Source organism: Marinobacter sp. H13 (genome assembly GCF_059072335.1).
The window spans coordinates 1,554,694-1,576,532 of record NZ_JCACRU010000001.1 but is presented as its reverse complement, the minus strand read 5'-3'; the positions used below and the strand labels follow the sequence as shown (position 1 = coordinate 1,576,532).

Annotated in this window: 9 protein-coding genes; 6 read left to right on the top strand and 3 right to left on the bottom strand. The window is 59.3% G+C overall.

Annotation, left to right across the window (positions count from 1 at the left end; genetic code table 11):
* The first annotated feature begins 11 nt into the window (after positions 1-11).
* The gene (locus AC5JQH_RS07440; RefSeq protein ID WP_493805439.1) at positions 12-1,958 is read left to right on the top strand and encodes a potassium channel family protein; all 1,947 of its coding nucleotides are present in this window, start codon (positions 12-14) and stop codon (positions 1,956-1,958) included.
* A gap of 63 nt (positions 1,959-2,021) precedes the next feature.
* Here AC5JQH_RS07440 and AC5JQH_RS07435 read toward each other — a convergent pair whose 3' ends face one another.
* Positions 2,022-12,359: a beta strand repeat-containing protein gene (locus AC5JQH_RS07435; RefSeq protein WP_493805438.1), complete on the bottom strand. Its 10,338-nt coding sequence runs from the start codon at positions 12,357-12,359 to the stop codon at positions 2,022-2,024.
* A 381-nt stretch (positions 12,360-12,740) separates the two neighbouring features.
* On the opposite strand from AC5JQH_RS07435, the gene AC5JQH_RS07430 reads away from it, so the two are divergent.
* The 5 genes from AC5JQH_RS07430 to AC5JQH_RS07410 are packed head-to-tail and all read left to right on the top strand — an operon-like array spanning position 12,741 to position 19,179.
* Positions 12,741-14,630, top strand: coding sequence for a TolC family outer membrane protein (locus AC5JQH_RS07430; RefSeq protein WP_493805437.1), 1,890 nt, complete (start codon positions 12,741-12,743; stop codon positions 14,628-14,630).
* Between the two features lie 23 nt (positions 14,631-14,653).
* On the top strand, positions 14,654-16,789 hold the full coding sequence (locus tag AC5JQH_RS07425) for a type I secretion system permease/ATPase (protein WP_493805436.1): 2,136 nt from the start codon (positions 14,654-14,656) through the stop codon (positions 16,787-16,789).
* Positions 16,786-18,216 carry an HlyD family type I secretion periplasmic adaptor subunit gene (locus AC5JQH_RS07420; protein WP_008170913.1) on the top strand — a complete coding sequence of 477 codons (1,431 nt, stop codon included), beginning with the start codon at positions 16,786-16,788 and terminating at the stop codon, positions 18,214-18,216. The genes AC5JQH_RS07425 and AC5JQH_RS07420 overlap by 4 nt, the downstream gene beginning before the upstream one ends.
* Positions 18,217-18,218: 2 nt before the next feature.
* Positions 18,219-18,854: a response regulator transcription factor gene (locus AC5JQH_RS07415; RefSeq protein WP_008170915.1), complete on the top strand. Its 636-nt coding sequence runs from the start codon at positions 18,219-18,221 to the stop codon at positions 18,852-18,854.
* The gene (locus AC5JQH_RS07410; RefSeq protein ID WP_491713793.1) at positions 18,844-19,179 is read left to right on the top strand and encodes a hypothetical protein; all 336 of its coding nucleotides are present in this window, start codon (positions 18,844-18,846) and stop codon (positions 19,177-19,179) included. The genes AC5JQH_RS07415 and AC5JQH_RS07410 overlap by 11 nt, the downstream gene beginning before the upstream one ends.
* Here the strand turns inward: AC5JQH_RS07410 and AC5JQH_RS07405 are convergent.
* Positions 19,176-21,089 (bottom strand): EAL domain-containing protein, encoded by a 1,914-nt coding sequence (locus AC5JQH_RS07405; RefSeq protein WP_493805435.1) that lies wholly within the window; start codon positions 21,087-21,089, stop codon positions 19,176-19,178. The genes AC5JQH_RS07410 and AC5JQH_RS07405 overlap by 4 nt on opposite strands.
* The gene (locus AC5JQH_RS07400; protein ID WP_100169450.1) at positions 21,076-21,825 is read right to left on the bottom strand and encodes a transglutaminase-like cysteine peptidase; all 750 of its coding nucleotides are present in this window, start codon (positions 21,823-21,825) and stop codon (positions 21,076-21,078) included. Before AC5JQH_RS07400 ends, AC5JQH_RS07405 begins: the two co-directional genes overlap by 14 nt.
* Positions 21,826-21,839 lie beyond the last annotated feature (14 nt).

Genomic DNA, 21,839 nt, shown 5'->3' with positions numbered 1-21,839 from the left:
AGAGGAATGCCATGCTGCCTTTCCGGCTGATCGACCGAGCGAAATTTGTGCTGGAGCGCCAACTCGTGAAGGGGGCGGGGTTTCAGCTTCTTGTCGTTGGTATCTTTATCGGCCTGATCTCGCTGATCGGTGGCCTCCTGGTCGTTCCCCAGGGCGGGTTCGAGGAGCCGGGCTCGGCCATCTGGTGGGCTTTCCTGAGGCTCACCGACCCCGGTTACCTGGGCGACGACGTAGGGACCTGGCAGCGCTTTGTCTCAACCCTGCTGACCATCAGCGGCTATGTGGTGTTCATGGGTACCCTGGTGGCCATCCTGACCCGCTGGCTGATTGCCAAGATGGCCGATCTAGAGCGGGGCCTTACGCCGGTGACTCTCAAAAACCATGTGGTGGTGTTGGGCTGGACTAGCCAGACTCTGCCGCTGCTCTCTGAATTGCTGGGCTCCAGTGGCCGCATGCGACGTTTCCTGGAGAAGCACGACGCCCAGAAACTGAACCTTGTTGTGTTGTCGGAAGAGGCCTCTGCGGCCCAGGTGCATGAGCTGCGCAGTGAGCCGGGAATCGCCCGCAGAGCCCGCCAGATCATCCTGCGTTCAGGCTCGGCGATCCAGCCGGATGCTCTGCACCGGGTTGCCTGTCTGGATGCTGCAGCCGTGATCGTCCCCAGTGCGGCCCACGAGGCTGGCAGCCTGGTGACATCGGACGTGGAAACGGTCAAGGCGCTGCTTTCCATTGCCGCCCAGGCCAGACACTTTCAGTCCTCTTTGCCGTTCGTCGTGGCTGAGATCCAGGACGTCCGCAAACTCCCGGTTATCGAGAGAGCGTATCCCGGTGAGGTGGAAGTGGTTGCCGGTGATGCCTCGATCAACTCGCTGATTGTTCAGAATATCATTCACCCCGGGTTGTCGGAGGTCTACAACGAACTGCTGACAGGTTCAGACGGCAACAGCATCTATGTTCGGGGTGGTGAATCGATTGCGGGCCTGTCGCTGGCGGAACTGGCGTCGGAACGGCCGAATGTGGTTGTTCTGGGTTTACTGCGCCCGGTTGGTAAAGGCTGGGATGTCCGGCTGATTGTGCCTTCCGCCACGCGGATCGAAGCGAATGACCGGGTGATTATGATGGCCAGGGAGTATTCAGAAACCGAACCGAATGCGAAATGGCCGTCATTGCCCCCGATCGATCGGCTTCAGCCCAGGGTGGCTGTTCGCAGCGGTGCTGGCCTTGAAAAGCGGGTGCTCGTGCTTGGCTGGAACCGGCGCGTGCCCGGTCTGGTGGCGGAATTCGGAAGTTACAGCCATCAGTCTTATTCGCTGGATCTGGTCTCGGTAGTGCCCGCTGCGGAACGGTCATTGGCGATTTCCCGCTATGTGGGCAATCAATCAACGGTGAACTGCCATCATGTAGAAGCGGATTATATGGTGGAGGGAGAACTGCGGCGGCTTGATCCGTCTTCCTACGATTCAGTGATTCTGTTGAGCAGTGATCGTCTGGCCTCAGGGGAGGAAGCCGATGCCCGGGCGATGGTCGGTTACCTGCAGCTCGAAGATATTCTGATGGAGAAAGCACGCCGTCCGCACCTTATTCTTGAACTCAGTGACCCGGACAATCGGCCATTGTTGTACGAACACCGCAGCGAGATGCTGATCAGTCCGATGATTCTCAGCCATATCCTGGCCCAGGTCGCGTTGCGCCGTGAGCTGAGAGTGGTGCTGGATGAGTTGTTTACGGTGGGGGGCGCAGAAATCCAGTTCAGAGATCCCGGGGATTACCCGCTACCGGGCAGCGTCGATTTCCATTTGCTGGAACGCATTCTGGCCGATGAGGGCGAAATTGCACTGGGCGTGTTCCGGCAACAGGCCGACGCCCAGGGACGTCACCTGCATTTGAATCCGCCACGGCGTGAGTATCTGGACCTGCAACCAGGTGACCGCCTCGTGGTTCTCAGCCTGACGGACTGAAACCCGCGGCATGAGTGCAGTCACCGGGGCACTTGCTGCTCCGGTGACTGGTTCGCCCAGCACTTACTCGATCTTGATCTGCCCGTTGTTCACCAGGGTATCGATAAACTGCTCTGAGGTTTGCCCGTCCATGGATACGCCGCTTAGCAGAATGGACTGCTGGGCATTGTCTGCGCTGTCTGCCAGCGCGCCATCCTTGTTTACATACAACACCGTGTCGCCGTTTTCCTCCTGGGCCATCAGGAAATCGGTCACGGTTGCTGCCGTGGCATCCTGAAGCAGATCGTCCAGAGCCAGTTGGTCACCTTCGCCGGTACCGGTATAGCCGTTGGTGCCGTCGATGGTGAAGTCAGTCACCAGATCGCGCGGAGCATCGGCCGCATCTTCGTCGCCCAGCTCCCAACGGAATACATCGGCACCGAAGCCACCGGTAAGCACATCACTGCCTTCGCCACCGGTCAGCGTGTCGTTACCAATGCCGCCCTGCAGCACGTCATTGCCTGCATTGCCCTCAAGGCTGTCGTTGCCCGCATACCCCCGGACCAGGTCATCGGTTGCGCCACCAGCGAGGGTGTCATCCGAGCCGGTGCCACCGACGGTTTCTTCGGTCTGGTCAACGCTTACCGTGACGTTTTCAGTCACCGATGCCTGAGATCCGTTCGAGGTTTCGGTAGATGTGGCAGTAACGTTTAAGCCCAGGTCACCGCTGTAGCCTTCTGCGGGCAGCAGGAACAGGTTCTCAAGCTCACCGGTAGTCAGTGACCAGGTGCCATCGGCGTTTTTGGTACCTGCCGACAAGGCGCCATCTGCCGGAATACCCGAGATTACAATATCCAGGGTTTCCGAGCCGTCCTGATCGGAAAGCGCGGCGTTGATGTCCAGTGCGACAGGAGTGCCGTAGGTGCCGGCCAGGCCGGGAACCGTGTACGAGGGCGTCCCCAGTTCAAGCGATGAGTCTTTGTTTGCATCCCGGCCGTTCAGCACCATCCACTGGAACTGGTAGGTGCCAGACTCCGTTGTGGTGTAGCTGTAGGAGCCCTCGGTCACCTGCTTCGGCAGCTTGTTTTCGGACGAGTCGACCAGGATCGCTTCCCGGGAACCCGACGGCGCCGTTACCACAAGCACCACCAGGTCGTTGTATCCATTGGACACCTCACCGGTCTGATCTTCGCCGTTAATGAAATCATAGCTCCACTGGACTGACATGCCAGAGGACAGCGTCTGCGTCGAGCCGGTGATCTTGCCATCCAGCACATCGACGGTGCCGGGATCGGTCACCTCCGGTCCCGATGGGTCGAAACGGTTGTCCAGGTACCCGCTGGCGACGCCCAGTTCCTGTTCCAGCTGAGCCTGGGTAAGGCCTGCGCCGGAGTCGAAATCATCAGGATCAACGATAGTGTCCTGCAAGCCCGTTGATATGACCGTTGCCCCCGCATTTGATGAGCTTGCATCCGCGACCGAAAGCGTCGGCGCATCGGCACTTGGCATCACGTTAATGGTTGCCGTAGCGGTATCGGTGCCGCCATTCCCATCACTGACGGTGTACGAGAAGCTGGCTTCCCCGGTGTAACCCGTATCCGGGGTGAACACCACATTGCCGCTGCCATCAATCGATACTGTGCCGTTGGTGGCATTCTGCACGCTTTGGATGGTCAACGTGTCGTCGTCGGCATCGGTGTCGTTGGCCAACAAGACGCTGGGGGCAATATCCAGAGGCTGGTTCTCATCCACGACAAGCGCTGGATTTTCGCCAGTATGAGACACGTGGTTGCTGCCGAACACCTCATAGGTGCCGCCTGCGGGGCGAATATCTATGCCCAGTTCGGCTTGGCCTCCCTGATCCCAATAGACAATCTCGATCGTGTGAGGACCTTCGCCAGATAGCGTGAACTCGCTGCCAGCTCTGGTTGTGGCCGACTGATTGCGATCAGCAATGGCCACGGTCTCACCGTTTACCTCGATACGATAGCCATCGTCGGCGCGCACCTCGAACTGGTAGGTGCCCGGCGACAGCTTCAGCTCCCCGGTCATCCGGATGATGGCGTCGGAACTGTTCTCCGGATCTGTTGAAAGTGACGATGCGTCAGACCCCAGGAAGCTCTGAAGGCGGCCTTCATTCCCCAGATTTCCGCCGACTGAGCCGTAGTCCACGTTGGTGCCCACAAAGGTCGCATCCGGGGTGTTTGAGTTTACAAAGTTTTCTACCTGAGCGAGATTGGACAGGTTGCTTCCATCAGATCCGGAGCCCTGTTGATAGGCATAGTACTCACCGAGCAGGCCGTCGATCTGCAGGGCGTTGTATGTCTCGTTCTGGGCATCGGGATTGGAATTGACATCAAGCGTCGCCGTTTCAATATCGGATACGGCGTTGCCATTTCGGTCGGTGGCTGACGCGTCAACGGTTAGGGTGCCATTCACCAGGCCAGAGACATCGACATCCGAGACCGAGTAGGTGCCGTCGGCGCCAACGGTGGCGGTGGTGTTAACCACGGTGCCGTCCACATCGGTGATGGTGATGGCAACGGTCTCGCCGGGTGCGACGTCAGTTGAAGTGCCGGACAGATCCACGGTCTCGTTAGCATTGTCGACCTCGTCGATCGCCAAAGTGAGATTGCCCGCGGTGGCGTTCAAGGTGCCAGTTTCAGAGTCGGAGACCGAATTGCCGTTGCGGTCAGTCGCTGAAGCGTTAACCGTCAGGTTACCGTCGACGAGGCTGGAGACATCCACCCCCGAGACCGCATAGGTGCCGTCGTTTGCCACCGTGGCCGTGGCGGTCACCACCGTGCCGTCCACATCGGTGATGTCGATGGCAACGGTGTCGCCCGAAGCTACGTCCGCCGTGGTGCCAGACAGGTCGATGGTCTCGCTGGCGTTGTCGATCTCGTCGATCGCCAAAGTGAGGTTGCCTGCGGTGGCGTCCAGAGTGTCGGTATCAGAGTCGGAGACGGAATTGCCGTTCCGGTCGGTGGCGGAAGCATTCACCGTCAGCTCGCCATCCACCAGGCTGGACACGTCCACATCGGCAACGGAATAGGAGCCGTCGTTAGCGACGGTAGCGGTGGTAGTCACCTCCGTGCCGTCGACGTCCGTGATCGTGATTGTTACCGTCTCACCTGACGCGACATCAGTTGTTGTGCCCGACAGATCCGCAGTCTCGTTGGTGTTGTCGACGTCATCGATGGCGAGGGTCAGGCCGCCCGCGGTGGCATCCAGAGTGCCGGTGTCGGAATCAGACAAGGACTCGCCATTGCGATCCGTCGCGGAAGCATTGACGGTCAGGGGGCCGTCGACGAGGCTGGAGACATCCACATCGGACACGGAATAGGAGCCGTCGGCGCCAACGGTGGCCGTGGTCGTCACCTCTGTGCCATCGACGTCCGTGAGGGTGATGGCGACCGTCTCGCCCGGTGCCACGTCCGCCGTGGTGCCAGACAGATCCACGGTTTGAGCGGTGTTATCGACATCATTGATGGTCAGGTTCAGGTCACCAGCCGTTGTGTCCAGGGTACCGGTTTCAGAATCGAACACTGAGTTGTCATTGCGGTCGGTGGCTGAGGCATTAACCGTCAGCGAGCCATCAATCAGGCCAGAGACATCAACGCCAGTGACTGAGTAAGAGCCATCGCTAGCGACGGTGGCGGTGGTGTTGACCACGGTGCCGTCCACATCGGTGATCGTGATCGTTACCGTCTCGCCGGGTGCAACGTCTGAAGTTGTGCCCGACAGGTCAAGAGTCTCACTGGCATTATCGACACTGTCGATGGCTAACGTTAGGTTGCCCACTGTGGCATCGAGCGTGCCGGTCTCGGAGTCGGAGACGGAATTGCCGTTCTGGTCGGTGGCGGAAGCATTCACCGTCAGGGTGCCATCCACCAGACTGGACACGTCCACATCGGCAACGGAATAGGAGCCATCGTTAGCGATGGTGGCGGTGGTGTTCACAACTGCGCCATCGACGTCCGTGATGCTGATCGCGACGGTGTCACCCGGTGCCACATCCGCCGTGGTGCCAGACAGATCCACGGTTTGGGCGGCGTTGTCGACATCGTCGATGGTCAGGGTCAAGTTGCCTGCGGTGGCATCCAGAGTTCCGGTGTCGGAATCAGACAAGGACTCGCCATTGCGATCCGTCGCGGAAGCATTGACGGTCAGGGTGCCATCGACGAGACCAGAAACATCAACGTCAGTGACTGAGTAAGAACCGTCATTGGCAACAGTCGCGGTGGTCGTCACCACCGTGCCGTCCACATCGGTGATGTCGATGGCAACGGTGTCGCCCGGAGCCACGTCCGCCGTGGTGCCAGACAGGTCGATGGTCTCGTTGGCGTTATCGATCTCGTCGATGGCCAAGGTCAGGCCGCCAGCCGTGGCATCCAGGGTATCGGCGTCGGAATCGGAGATAGAGTTGCCGTTCCGATCTGTGGCGGAAGCATTCACCGTCAGGGTGCCATCCACCAGGCTGGATACGTCCACATCGGCAACGGAATAGGAACCGTCGGCGCCAACGGTGGCCGTGGTCGTCACCTCCGTGCCGTCGACATCCGTAATGGAAATGGCAACGGTTTCACCTGGTGCAACATCTGAAGTTGTGCCCGACAGGTTAACGGTCTCACTGGCATTGTCGACCTCGTCGATGGCCAAAGAGAGGTTGCCCGCAGTGGCGTCCAGAGTGCCGGTTTCGGAATCGGAGACGGAATTGCTGTTCCGGTCGGTCGCTGAGGCGTTGATGGTCAGGGTGCCATCGACGAGGCCAGAGACATCAACGTCAGTGACTGAGTAAGAGCCGTCATTGGCGACGGTGGTTGTCGTGTTAACCACGGTGCCGTCTACGTCGGTGATGGTAATGGCGACCGTTTCTCCCGGTGCCACATCCGCCGTGGTGCCAGACAGATCAACGGTTTGGGCGGCGTTGTCGACATCGTCGATGGTCAGGGTCAAGTTGCCTGCGGTCGCATCCAGGGTGCCGGTGTCGGAGTCAGACAAGGACTCGCCATTGCGATCCGTCGCGGAAGCATTGACGGTCAGGGTGCCATCGACGAGACCAGAAACATCAGCGTCAGTGACTGAGTAAGAGCCGTCATTGGCGACGGTGGCGGTGGTGTTAACCACGGCGCCGTCCACATCGGTGATGGTGATGGCAACGGTCTCGCCGGGTGCGACGTCAGTTGAAGTGCCGGACAGATCCACGGTCTCGTTAGCATTGTCGACCTCGTCGATCGCCAAAGTGAGATTGCCCGCGGTGGCGTTCAAGGTGCCAGTTTCAGAGTCGGAGACCGAATTGCCGTTGCGGTCAGTCGCTGAAGCGTTAACCGTCAGGTTACCGTCGACGAGGCTGGAGACATCCACCCCCGAGACCGCATAGGTGCCGTCGTTTGCCACCGTGGCCGTGTCAGTCACCACCGTGCCGTCCACATCGGTGATCGTGATCGTTACCGTCTCGCCGGGTGCAACGTCTGAAGTTGTGCCCGACAGGTCAACAGTCTCACTGGCATTATCGACCTCGTCGATCGCCGAAGTGAGATTGCCTGCGGTGGCGTCCAGGGTTCCGGTTTCGGAATCGGAGACGGAATTGCTGTTCCGGTCGGTCGCTGAGGCGTTGATGGTCAGGGTGCCATCGACGAGGCCAGAGACATCCACATCGGCAACGGAATAGGAGCCGTCGTTAGCGACGGTTGCGGTGGTAGTCACCTCCGTGCCGTCGACGTCCGTGATCGTGATTGTTACCGTCTCACCTGACGCGACATCAGTTGTTGTGCCCGACAGATCCGCAGTCTCGTTGGTGTTGTCGACGTCATCGATGGCGAGGGTCAGGCCGCCCGCGGTGGCATCCAGAGTGCCGGTTTCAGAATCCGAAACGGAATCGCCATTGCGATCCGTCGCGGAAGCATTGACGGTCAGGGGGCCGTCGACGAGGCTGGAGACATCCACATCGGACACGGAATAGGAGCCGTCGGCGCCAACGGTGGCCGTGGTCGTCACCTCTGTGCCATCGACGTCCGTGAGGGTGATGGCGACCGTCTCGCCCGGTGCCACGTCCGCCGTGGTGCCAGACAGGTCGATGGTCTCGTTGGCGTTATCGATCTCGTCGATGGCCAAGGTCAGGCCGCCAGCCGTGGCATCCAGGGTATCGGCGTCGGAATCGGAGATAGAGTTGCCGTTCCGATCTGTGGCGGAAGCATTCACCGTCAGGGTGCCATCCACCAGGCTGGATACGTCCACATCGGCAACGGAATAGGAACCGTCGGCGCCAACGGTGGCCGTGGTCGTCACCTCCGTGCCGTCGACATCCGTAATGGAAATGGCAACGGTTTCACCTGGTGCAACATCTGAAGTTGTGCCCGACAGGTTAACGGTCTCACTGGCATTGTCGACCTCGTCGATGGCCAAAGAGAGGTTGCCCGCAGTGGCGTCCAGAGTGTCGGTATCAGAGTCGGAGACGGAATTGCCGTTCCGGTCGGCCGCTGAAGCATTGACGGTCAGGGTGCCGTCGACGAGGCCGGAGACATCCACATCGGCAACGGAATAGGAGCCGTCGTTAGCGACGGTAGCGGTGGTAGTCACCTCCGTGCCATCGACGTCCGTGAGGGTGATGGCGACCGTCTCGCCCGGTGCCACGTCCGCCGTGGTGCCAGACAGATCCACGGTCTCGCTGGCGTTGTCGACATTGTCGATGGCGAGAGTCAGGCCGCCAGCCGTGGCATCCAGGGTATCGGCGTCGGAATCGGAGATGGAGTTGCCGTTCCGATCTGTGGCGGAAGCATTCACCGTCAGGGTGCCATCCACCAGGCTGGATACGTCCACATCGGCAACGGAATAGGAACCGTCGGCGCCAACGGTGGCCGTGGTCGTCACCTCCGTGCCGTCGACATCCGTAATGGAAATGGCAACGGTTTCACCTGGTGCAACATCTGAAGTTGTGCCCGACAGGTCAACGGTCTCACTGGCATTGTCGACCTCGTCGATGGCCAAAGAGAGGTTGCCCGCAGTGGCGTCCAGAGTGTCGGTATCAGAGTCGGAGACGGAATTGCCGTTCCGGTCGGTGGCGGAAGCATTCACCGTCAGCTCGCCATCCACCAGGCTGGACACGTCCACATCGGCAACGGAATAGGAGCCGTCGTTAGCGACGGTAGCGGTGGTAGTCACCTCCATGCCGTCGACGTCCGTGATCGTGATTGTTACCGTCTCACCTGACGCGACATCAGTTGTTGTGCCCGACAGATCCGCAGTCTCGTTGGTGTTGTCGACGTCATCGATGGCGAGGGTCAGGCCGCCAGCCGTTGCATCCAGGGTGCCGGTGTCGGAATCAGACACGGACTTGCCGTTCCGGTCGGCCGCTGAGGCGGTAAACGTGAGGTCGCCATCGACCAGGCCAGAGACATCCACATCCGATACGGAGTAGGAGCCGTCGGCGCCAACGGTGGCCGTGGTCGTCACCTCTGTGCCATCGACGTCCGTAATGGAAATGGCAACGGTGTCAGCTGGCGCGACGTCAGTTGTCGAGCCAGAGATATCAACGGTTTGGGCTGCATTATCGACCTCGTCGATGGCGAGAGTCAGGCCGCCCGCGGTGGCATCCAGAGTGCCGGTCTCAGAATCCGAAACCGAGTTGCCATTGCGGTCTGTGACGGAAGCATTGACGGTCAGCGTGCCATCGGCGAGGCGAGAGACATCCACATCGGACACGGAATAGGAGCCGTCGGCGCCAACGGTGGCCGTGGTCGTCACCTCCGTGCCATTGACGTCCATGATGCTGATCGCGACGGTGTCACCCGGTGCCACATCCGCCGTGGTGCCAGACAGATCCACGGTTTGGGCGGCGTTGTCGACATCGTCGATGGTCAGGGTCAAGTTGCCTGCGGTCGCATCCAGGGTGCCGGTGTCGGAGTCAGACAAGGACTCGCCATTGCGATCCGTCGCGGAAGCATTGACGGTCAGGGTGCCGTCGACGAGACCAGACACATCCACATCCGATACGGAGTAGGAGCCATCGTTTGCTACCGTGGCCGTGTCAGTCACCACCGTGCCGTCCACATCGGTGATCGTGATCGTTACCGTCTCGCCGGGTGCAACGTCTGAAGTTGTGCCCGACAGGTCAAGAGTCTCACTGGCATTATCGACACTGTCGATGGCTAACGTGAGGTTGCCCACTGTGGCATCGAGCGTGCCGGTCTCGGAGTCGGAGACGGAATTGCTGTTCCGGTCGGTCGCTGAGGCGTTGATGGTCAGGGTGCCATCCACCAGGCCAGAGACATCCACATCGGCAACGGAATAGGAGCCGTCGTTAGCGACGGTTGCGGTGGTCGTCACCTCCGTGCCATCGATGTCCGTGATGCTGATGGCGACCGTCTCACCGGGTGCCACATCCGCCGTGGTGCCAGACAGATCCACGGTTTGGGCGGCGTTGTCGACATCGTCGATGGTCAGGGTCAAGTTGCCTGCGGTCGCATCCAGGGTGCCGGTGTCGGAGTCAGACAAGGACTCGCCATTGCGATCCGTCGCGGAAGCATTGACGGTCAGGGTGCCATCGACGAGACCAGAAACATCAACGTCAGTGACTGAGTAAGAACCGTCATTGGCAACAGTCGCGGTGGTCGTCACCACCGTGCCGTCCACATCGGTGATGTCGATGGCAACGGTGTCGCCCGGAGCCACGTCCGCCGTGGTGCCAGACAGGTCGATGGTCTCGTTGGCGTTATCGATCTCGTCGATGGCCAAGGTCAGGCCGCCAGCCGTGGCATCCAGGGTATCGGCGTCGGAATCGGAGATAGAGTTGCCGTTCCGATCTGTGGCGGAAGCATTCACCGTCAGGGTGCCGTCGACGAGGCCAGACACATCCACATCCGATACGGAGTAGGAGCCATCGTTTGCTACCGTGGCCGTGTCAGTCACCACCGTGCCGTCCACATCGGTGATCGTGATCGTTACCGTCTCGCCGGGTGCAACGTCTGAAGTTGTGCCCGACAGGTCAACAGTCTCACTGGCATTGTCGACCTCGTCGATGGCCAAAGAGAGGTTGCCCGCAGTGGCATCGAGCGTGCCGGTCTCGGAGTCGGAGACGGAATTGCTGTTCCGGTCGGTCGCTGAGGCGTTGATGGTCAGGGTGCCATCGACGAGGCCAGAGACATCCACATCGGCAACGGAATAGGAGCCGTCGTTAGCGACGGTTGCGGTGGTCGTCACCTCCGTGCCATCGATGTCCGTGATGCTGATGGCGACCGTCTCACCGGGTGCCACGTCCGCCGTGGTGCCAGACAGATCCACGGTTTGGGCGGCGTTGTCGACGTCATCGATGGCGAGGGTCAGGCCGCCAGCCGTTGCATCCAGGGTGGCGGTGTCGGAGTCAGACACGGAGTTGCCATTGCGGTCCGTCGCGGAAGCATTGACGGTCAGCGTGCCATCGGCCAGGCCAGAGACATCCACATCGGACACGGAATAGGAGCCGTCGGCGCCAACGGTGGCGGTGGTGTTTACCACATTGCCCTCAATATCGGTGATTGAGATGGAAATGGTTTCACCCGGAGCCACGTCTGCGACAGTACCCGATAGCGCCACTGTCTGGGCAACGTTGTCAATGCTGTCAACGGCGATGTCCAGCGCGCCAGAGATGGCATCCAGAGTACTGTCGGCAGAATCGGCAACGGAAACGCCGTCGGCGCCGGTAGCGGTTACCTGAATAGAAATCGGGCCGTCAACAATGCCCGTGAAATTCGAGAATACCGCAGTGAACTGGCCGTCCACTCCCGGCACAACCGTCTGGATCAGGGTGTTTCCATCCTGATCGGTCAGGGTGATCTGAACAGAGGAGCCCTGCACCAGGTTAGTGACTGAACCGGTGGCGGTGATGTTGGGCGTAACGCCTGAACCCTGCGAGACGCTGTCGATTGCAATGGTGCCAGGCTGAGGCAGGGTCGTTTCATTGCCCTCTGATGCACCTTCGTTAACAACGGGCTGGCGACCGGGCTCTACTGAACCAAAACTGGGGCTTTGCTCAGCCGGAGTTATGTCTTCAACAATGCGTGCCAGGCGCACGGAACTGCTGCCCCCGGAGCTGCCCCCGTCCAGACCTGCTGCGGGTGCTTCGGCATCTTCAATGGCGCTGCCCAGCGCCTCTTCGATAGAGGCCAGAGCCTCAGCCACACCGTCCTGTGACACGCTGGACTCAGCTACTGCTGGATTGAACTCGGGTGCCATTTCGGCGGTAGCGACAATGCTGACGCCACCATCAACAGTGACGGTGTTGTTGTATCCGAAGTCGAGCAGGGCCCGTGCGTTGTCTGCGGTCACCAGAATATCGCCAGCGCGCAGGGCATCGCCAGCTTCCAGCAGGCGTCGGCTTCCATCCGGAGCTTCCGCCCAGACTTTTCCGGTAGTGTTCAGAACAATCGCGATGGTGACGCTCATAGGGGGCCTCTCTCTGGCAGCCTGTAATCGGAAAATCGTGTTCGGTGTGAAACCGAACAGAACTTAGCTTGAATAATGAAGGGGCAAGTTATCGTGGCGGGCAACAGGTGCACACTGGACTGCAGTACAGGTTGGGACGGTTTCACGTTAAAAAACGTAAACAAACATTAAATATTGTCAAATAGTAGGATTTTTCGACGATTTGTATAAGATTGCGGCAGCATTGTGTTCGTTTGCAACTTTTTGTGACTGGCATGCGTACTCAGTGGCTGTTGAAAAATTGCGCTGTCTTGGCGTCTCGTTGATTACACCGTGTGGGAAGTGGAGGTTGGAATCTTGTTCAGGGCTAATAGGTTAAATCGGTTCAGCTGCGGGCTGACCATGTTGGGCGTTGCCACCTGCCTGTGGGTAACGTCCCCGGTTCAGGCTGCCTCTGACGAAAACGCTGAAGCGCCTGTGTCGCGGGAAGTCCAACACCAGTCCTATGTTGGCGCGGGTGTAACCTCTGCTGTTCAGACCGCCATTGAGACTAATCCCGAAGTGCGTGCCAGTTGGCACCAATTCCTGTCCGCAGGGGATGAGCGGGACGCCGCTTTCGGCGGTTACCTGCCTTCTATTGACGCGCGAGCCCGCTACGGTCTGGAACATCGCAACTATGGGCCGGTCGACGAGTACGATGGTTACAACGGCGAAATCACCCTGACCCAGATGCTCTACGATGGCTTCCAGACCAGCAGTTCTGTTGCGCGCTTTGAAGAGCAGAAGCTGGCAGCCTATTTCGAGTTGCTGTCGAGCATCGAAGACACATCGCTTGAAGTGCTTCGCGCCTATCTTGATGTGGCACGCCAGCGGGAGTTGCTGGAGTTGGCCCGTCAGAACCTGGAAACCCACCAGGACGTTTACGAGCAGGTCAGTAGCAGTGCCGAGGCCGGTGTAGCTCGGGCGGCGGACCTGGAGCAGATCAGTGGACGCCTGTCGCTGGCGGAGTCCAATCTGGTGACTGTTGCCAGTAATCTGCACGATGTGAAAGCCCGGTACCTGCGCATTGTCGGCGAATTGCCGCCTGCGGAGATGGATGAGGTGCGACTGAATGCCGGCGTCGTGCCAGAGACTGTGGCTGAAACCCTGTCCATTGCCTATGAAGCCAACCCGGGATTCCGTGCAGCCCATCGGGAGATCGAGGCGGCCCAAGCCAATGTTCGCGAAAACCGGTCCGGGTATCATCCGCGTCTGGATCTGGTGGCCAGCTATGGTCATCGTTCATTCGATGACGTGGGTTTCGATAATTCAGAGACAGACGGCCGGGTTGGCATTGAGCTGAGCATGAACCTTTACCGTGGTGGCTCCGACAGAGCCAGAGTTCGCAGCGCCTACAATCAGGTGAACGTTGCCAAGGACTTGCGGGACAAGTCGTGTGTAGACCTGCGACAGCAGATTCAGATTGCCTTTAACGATGTGCGCAACCTGGAAACCCAGATTCCGGTGTTGAACAATCATCGCCTGTCATCCGCCCGTGTCCGTACCGCGTACAAAGATCAGTTCGATATTGGCGAGCGCACCCTGCTGGATCTGCTGGACGCAGAAAACGAGTACTTCGACGCCAGCCGAGCCTATGTGAACGCGCTTTATGACAGTCGTCTGGCGGTGGCTCGGGTACAGGCCGGTATGGGGCACCTGGTGACCTCCCTGGGATTGGTACGCACTGGTCTGCCCACTCTCGAAGAGCTTGGTGCGGAACCGCTGACAGTCACCGCCAGCGCGTGTCCTCCGACGCCCGTAGACAGCTCCGTCAAGCTGTTGCTGGACAACGACGGTGATGGCGTGCGCAACTACAAAGACCGGTGCCCGGACACGCCGGCTGGTGTTCAGGTCGATCTTAACGGCTGCGCCATTTCGGCTGAACTGAAAGTGATCCGGACCGGCGTTATTGAATTTGCCAACGACTCTGCCACTATTGCCTCTGTAAGCGATGATTTTATTGAGGAAATCGGTCGCTTGCTGGCCAATAATCCCGAAGCAAAGCTGGCCGTTGTCGGTCATGCCTCGAAGGTGGGGGCGCCCGGCTACAATCAGTCGCTGTCTGTGCGCCGGGCTGAGGCCGTTGTAGACAGGCTGGTTTCGGATTATGGCGTTGCGCGCTCACAGATGACCGCCTCTGGCCAGGGCTATTACCAGCCTCGCTTTTCCATTCAGTCAGAGGATGCGCTGGGTGCTAACCGTCGCGCTGATATAATCGTCCGTGCCCCGGACACAAACGCCGAGACCAATTGACGTCTCGATAGATAGGACACAGGGTGGAACAGACTGAAAAGGCAAACCACACCGATCATCTATTGACCTGCTTGCAGATCATCTGCAAGTTCCACGGTCAGCCGGCATCCGCTGAAAGTATCACCTTTGGGTTGCCCCTTGACGAGGGGCGCCTCACGCCCTCGAGCTTTGGCCGGGCCGCTGCCCGTCTGGGCTTTACCAGCCAGATCGAACGCCAGCCACTGACCAGCCTCAATGGCGCCCTGTTCCCGGCAGTTTTGCTACTCAAAGGTGACCGGGCCTGTGTTGTCGACGGCATTGATGCTGAACAGGGGACCGCATCACTGGTTCATCCTGAGTTGCCGGAATCGGAGGCGCACATCCCGCTGGACGATCTGGCAGACGAATACACCGGAAACGTCCTTTACTGCCGCCCGAAGTTCCGGCTGGACCAGCGTTCACACAAAAACCGTTCAGCACCGAGAGGCCACTGGTTCTGGGGCGTCATCGCAGAGAACCGCCGGCTGTACCGTGATATCTGCATTGCCGCGTTGATGATCAATCTGTTTGCAGTGGCCATGCCCCTGTTTGTCATGAACGTCTATGATCGCGTGGTCCCCAACAACGCCACTCACACACTCTTGGTTCTGGCCGTGGGGCTGATCATTGCGCTGTCTGCAGATCTGGTGTTGCGACTGATGCGCGGTTGGTTTATTGATCTGGCCGCCAGTCGGGCCGATGCCAAACTTTCGTCTTCCATTATGGAACGGGTACTCGGCCTCAGCCTGAGCCACCGGCCACAGTCTGCGGGGTCGTTCGCCGCCAACGTGCAGTCCTTCGAATCCGTTCGCTCGTTTGTCAGTTCAATGACCGTCGTGGGGCTTGTGGACCTGCCGTTTGTGTTGCTTTTTCTTGGCGTGATCATGCTGATCAGCTGGCCTCTGGGTGTGCCGGTGATTGTGGGTGCGATCGGCCTGGTGATTTACGCCTCTATTGCGCAGCGACGCCTGAGGGCGCTCTCGGAGGAGAGCATGGTCGCCGGCTCCCAGCGAAACGCCACCCTGGTCGAAGGTCTGGCCAATCTGGAATCGGTAAAAAGCTTTGGCGTCGAAAGCCGGATCCAGCGTTCCTATGAGCGCACCTCGCTTTATATCAGTAACGTCAGTGCCCGGCTGAAATTCATTGCTTCCACCATCCAGAACGGGGCCCAGTGGTGCCAGCACCTGGTGTCCGTTGCCATCATTATTCTCGGGGTTTACCTCATCATCGAAGGTGAATTGACCCAAGGCGGCCTGATTGCGGCCTATCTGTTGTCATCCCGGGCCATGGCGCCGGTCAGTCAGGCAGCCGGCTTGCTGGCTCAGTACCACCAGGCATCCACTGCGTTAAGGGCGCTGGATGAGATCATGGAAACTCCACAGGAGCGACCCGCGGGCAAAAGCTGGGTCTCACGCCCTGTGCTTAAAGGCAACATCGAGTTCAGTGGCGTTGAATTCCAGTATCCTGAGGCCGGGCATCGGGCCCTGACCGGAGTCTCTCTCAATCTGAAAGCGGGGGAGCGTGTGGCGATCCTGGGCAAGAACGGGTCGGGTAAGAGCACGCTCCAGCGCCTGTTGCTGGGCCTGTACCACCCCGATTCGGGCAGCATCAGCCTCGATAACGTTGATCTGCGCCAGCTGGATCCGGCCGAGTTGCGTCGCAACATCGGCTACGTGCCCCAGGCCGTGGAGCTGTTCTACGGCAGCCTGCAGGAAAACATTACACTCTCCCGACCGGTGTCCCACGAAGAGCTGTTGCGGGTGACAGAGATCAGTGGGCTAAAGGCGTTTGTCGATGCTCACCCTGAGGGGTTTGATCTGCAGGTGGGCGAGGGCGGCCAGCGCTTGTCTGGCGGTCAGCGCCAGGCGGTGGCGATTGCCAGAGCCATGGTGGATGACCCTCCAATTCTGTTGCTGGATGAGCCCAGTGGCTCACTGGACCATTCCAGTGAGGAGCATTTCAAGCGCAATCTCGCCAGGGCCGCGCAGGGGAAGACCGTGGTCATGGTAACCCATCGTACGTCCCTGCTGGAGCTTGCCAATCGCATTGTCGTACTCGATGGTGGGCGGGTCGTGGCCGATGGCGCCAAGGACACCGTTATTGAAGCGCTGCGCCAGGGCAAGATCCGGGGGGCGTCATGAGCGACCAGAGCAATCAGCAGCGCACCCTGGCCGAGAAAAGCTTCCATGGCATTGGTCGTGGCAGCGACCGGGTGGGGCGAAAATCGGAAGGGCTGTTTGATCGGGTATTCGGACGCTGGTTAAGAATACCGGACACCGAGGGTTGGGAAGTCGACAGCGAGTGGGCGAGGGTTCAGCAGGAGCCGATACGCGCCCGCAGCCTTCTCTGGATGGTGTTTTTTGCTTTTGTGGCCTTGCTGGTCTGGGCCGCGCTGGCCCCCATCGACGAGGTGGCCAGGGGTGAAGGCAAGGTGATTCCGTCCAGCCAGTTGCAGGTAATACAGACCCTGGATGGTGGCGTTGTGGAAGAGGTCGCCGTGCAGGAAGGTGATCTGGTAAGCAAGGGCGACTTGCTGGTTAGCGTTGAATCGACGAGGTTCGCCTCGGACCTGGCCGAGCAGAAGTCCCGAGAACTGGCGTTGAAAGCCGACATTGTGCGTTTGCGGGCACTGGTGGATGGCACCGATATCCAGTTTCCTTCGGAGTTTTCGGAAACCGCCCCGGAACTGCTGGAGGTCCAGCGCTCGCTGTTCGAGAACAGCCGTCAGGAGTTGCAGGAACAGCGGTTGATCTACCAGCAACAGCTGGAACAGCGCCAGGCTGATCTGCGGGAAGCAGAATCGGCGCGCACACAGTATCAGGAGGTTCTCGACCTCGCTTCTCGGGAGCTGGAGCTGAAGCGACCGCTTGTGGCTTCCGGCGCGGTGTCGGAAGTGGACCTGATCAAGCTTGAGCGGGAAATCAGCAACGCCCGGGGTGAGGTGAATCAGGCCAATGCCGCCATATCGCGTGCCCGTTCGGCGATTACCGAGGCCCGGTCGAAAATCCGCGAAGCCGGACTGATGATGACCAACAAATGGCGTCAGCAGTTATCAGAATCCATCAGCGAACTGGCCGCTATCCGGGATGCGATGGGGGGCCTAGATGACCGGGTCAGCAAAACACAGATTGTCTCGCCTGTGGATGGCACCGTGCAGCGGCTGTTTGCCAAAACCGAAGGCGGCGTTGTCGCGCCCGGGCAGGACGTGGTTGAAATTGTGCCACTGAACGATGAGCTGCTGGTTGAGGCGAAGATCTCGCCGAGAGACATTGCCTTTATTCGCAGGGGGCAGAAGGCCATCGTGAAATTCAGCGCTTACGATTTTGCGGTCTTCGGCGGCCTTGAGGCGACAGTGGAGCACATCAGTGCTGACACCATTACTGACGAGAAGGATAACACGTTTTATCTGATCCGCTTGCGCACGGAATCCGAGGGGTTCTCGGAAAAACTGTCGATTATTCCGGGTATGACCGCTCAGGTGGACATTCTCACTGGTGAGAAAACGGTATTGAATTATCTGTTGAAGCCTGTTGTCCGGGCCACCTCCCAAGCTATGAGTGAGCGCTGATCATGTCTTTGTCGTTGCTTTTGTACGACCGCCGTTTTGCGCCTCTCGATCACTGGCATCGGGTGCTCCCCGAGGCGCATCCACGTGAAGCCTCAGAATGCGTGACCGCTCCGCAACACGGTGCTTTGCTGTGGCTGAGCACGGACGTCGCAGACTGGCAGGCCACAAGTCAGCGCTGGTCAGATGCTGGCAGCCGCGTTCTGATCCTGACCCGACTTCCCGACCCGTCGGAAATGAACCGTGCTCTGGCCTGCGGTGCGCGGGCCTATCTGCCGGCCCTGGCAAATACACAGGTTGTCCGGCAGGCGGCGGAGGTGGTGAGTTCCGGGGGGTTGTGGTTTCCCGAGGACCTGCTGGGTTCATTGCTGCGTCTGGTTTCCGGCGCACTGGAGCAGAGCGGGCGCCAGCGCACAGAAGCCGATCTTTCAATGCTAACGGGTCGGGAGCAGCAAGTGGCTCGCTACGCAGCCAAAGGTGACAGCAATCGGTTGATTGCCGAATCCCTGGGCATAACAGAGCGAACCGTTAAGGAACACATGGGGTCGGTGTTTCGTAAGCTGGGTGTCAAAGACCGAATGCAGCTGATGCTGCTGGTCACCGGGCAGCGTCCCGCCGGTGGAGGGGAGAATGTACGTTAAACGCAACGAACAGCGGATTGTGGCGGTCAGTGAGGACTATCTCGACGGCTTTGAAAAAGTCGACCCGACGGATCCGGAGCTCCAGGTGTTTCTGGCAGAGAAAACCGATCCCAACCGAAACCGGCGCTTCCGGGAGTCGGATTCGTCGCTGATCCGGGTCATTGAAGATCTGGTGGACCTGCTGTCCTCCAAGGGTATCATTCGCTTTACCGACCTGCCGCCGGAAGCTCAGAAAAAGCTCATGGAGCGCAAATCCATGCGCGGGAATGACGACGATCTGAATCTGATCGACCATCGCGGTGACGATCTCTTCGACTTCGATTAGTCGCCCGCTTTCACGCCGGGCCCCGTGGCGCCATCGAATCCCAGTTCCCACGCCGCCCGAACAATGTCAGGGGTGCTTGCCCCCGCCAGGTAGATTGGCAGGCCAATGGCGTGGGCCATGCCGGTCAGTCGCTGCATATAGTGACGGGTACCATGATCAGACCCTAACCGCTGCGCGTAAGCGGGATCGGTTTTCAGGTATCTGAGCCCCAGTTCCCGAAGTTTTGGCAGATTTTCCAGGTGCTGCCCGACACCGCTGATGCCCACCTGGCAGCCATAGGGTCGAAGGTCCTCGATGAACGATCGCAACGATTGATCGTCCAGTTGAAGAACCGACTCTGGCAGCTCGAAGTGGAATTCCCCGGGGAGCTGCCCGGCAGCCGGCATGCTGGCCAAAAGCTGGCGCCGCGCCTGTTCACTGTTCAGGCTCTGGGTTGCGACGTGCACAATCACCGGTGTATCGCCCAGTGTTTCCGGAGATGTCGTCAGGTGTTTCAGCATGGCTGAATCCACCAGAGGCATCAGAGACAGGCGTCGACTCCAGGGCAGGAAATAGCCTGCGGTACGCCATTCGTTGTCAAGCTTCAGTCGTACCTTTGCCTCAAGGTGAATAACCGTGCCGTCCGGCCGAACCAGTGGGTGCAGTACCGCGTCGACGTCATGGTTGCTGATCGAGTGGCTGATTGCCTCGCGCCACTCTTGAGTGCTCTGGAATGGAATGTGAACGTCTGAGCCTGTGTCCACGGCCAGATGTTCCTGGGTCTGTTCCGCCTGAGCCAGCAGATGGTCTGCCTTCATCAGAATCTCTGAGCGTGTGACACCGGCTTTGAATACACTGGCCGACCAGCTCAGTTCCGACTCACCGTTCTCGTCAAACAGTCCGGGAACGGAAGCGGTAAGAGGAGTCCCGAGCGCGGTGGTCTCATCAAACTCCGTCAGAATGACGCCGAAGTCCGAGCCGTTGAGCCTGCCCATGAACAGGTTCGTGAAATGCAGTTCGCTGTTGATCAGGGCGTCAGAAAGTCGTAGGCAGAACGCTCGAAGAGCCTCGTCAACCGTTTCGTGGCCATGCTCAGCGTTAAGGTCAGTCAGGTTCGCTATTCTTGCCAGAATCAGCGTGTGCCGTGTGTCCTGGTCGTAGTCACAGATGAGTCCGTCCAGCCGGCTGATAAAGAACTCGCGGTTGGCGACACCTGTAACCGGGTCGTTCAAGGCCTTCTCTCGCATGTTCGCCAGAGCTTGCGATTCCCGCTCGAGCATGTCTTTTACCCGACCGGAAAGTGTGTTCATAGCTTTCGCCACACGGCGGAACTCTTCGGTGGCAGGTTCTTTCAATTCCACAAAACGCTTGTCTCCGATGGCTTCGGCCTGATCTACCACGCCTTTCAGAGGCCGGGTTATACGGCGCACCAGCCAGCTTCCTCCCAGCCCTGCCAGCACGGCGACAATCAGCAGCCAGGTGAACAGTCGCCGGGTGGTTGTCCATAACGAGTTCTGGGCATGGGTGGTGTCGCTTTCAAGCGTCAGGCTACCGTAATTCACCCAGCCATCGGTGAGGGTTGCGCGGCCGGCAGGAACGTCTAGCGGAAAGAGCGACTGGAACCAGTCCGGCGCCGCGCTGCTTTCAACCTGGCCAGTCAGTTCAACAGACTTGCCATCGGGCATGGCAAGCCGGATTCTCTGATAGTGACCGGTGGCGAACTGGGCTTCCAGAAACGAACGCAGCAGGGCCGGCTCTTTTTCCGTATGGGACAGCGTGATCGCCAGAGAGTTGGTGTTATCAATGTTCTTGATCGTCAGTTGTTCCTGATAGTAAGCCTGAGCGGACAGCAGACTGCCAGCCAGGCTGGAGGCAAAGGCAGTGACAATCAGAAAGCTGATTAGCAGCCAGAGCTGTTTAACGAGAGACATTCAGACTCACTCCTTCACGTTTCATTCGGTTCAATACGTCTCGCCACGGCGATAACCGGGCGGTGGCGCTGCCGGCAGAGGCGCCGGTTCCCCCGGCCCAGAGTTCGCTGCTGTTGAAGCTGAATACGGGGGTCAGATCGGTTCGTTCGCTGGCTGGCAGAATGTCCTCGATCAGGCTGTCCAGCAGGATCGGTTCGGCCCCGGCTTCCGGGTAATACCCCAGAACCATATGCGGCCGGGTGACCGGGCTGGTGGACCCTCCTATCCGGGCCCGAACATAGATCAACCTGAGTTTGTCATCGCTGATACCGGCGTTGAGCAGGCTTACATACTGGATGATTACATAATCCTCGCAATCGCCCCGGCCTCTGGCCAGTGTTTCGAGAGGCGTTGCCCAGTAGTCCTCACGACCCCAAAGCGATTGATCCAACTGGTAGGCCAGCGCTTTGTGAACAAAAGCATTCACCTGTTTCAGTTTCTCGGCGGTATCCAGGGAGCTTACCCGCTGTAGCAGGGATTGCCATCGTTCAAGGATGGCTTTATCAGCCTGGAAACCATATTGATTCCATTGCGCGTGGGTTTCGGCGAAATCAATGGAGGCGAAAACGGGGCGCGGTGAAGCCTGGGGAAGTGAACTGGAGAAGGCTAGGGCGGCAGCACAAAAAGCAGTGGCGGCGAGCAATCCACTGCGTCTTGTCCATGCTCTGATTGTCAGTCGGTTACTATCGACGCCCATCGACGCTCACTTGA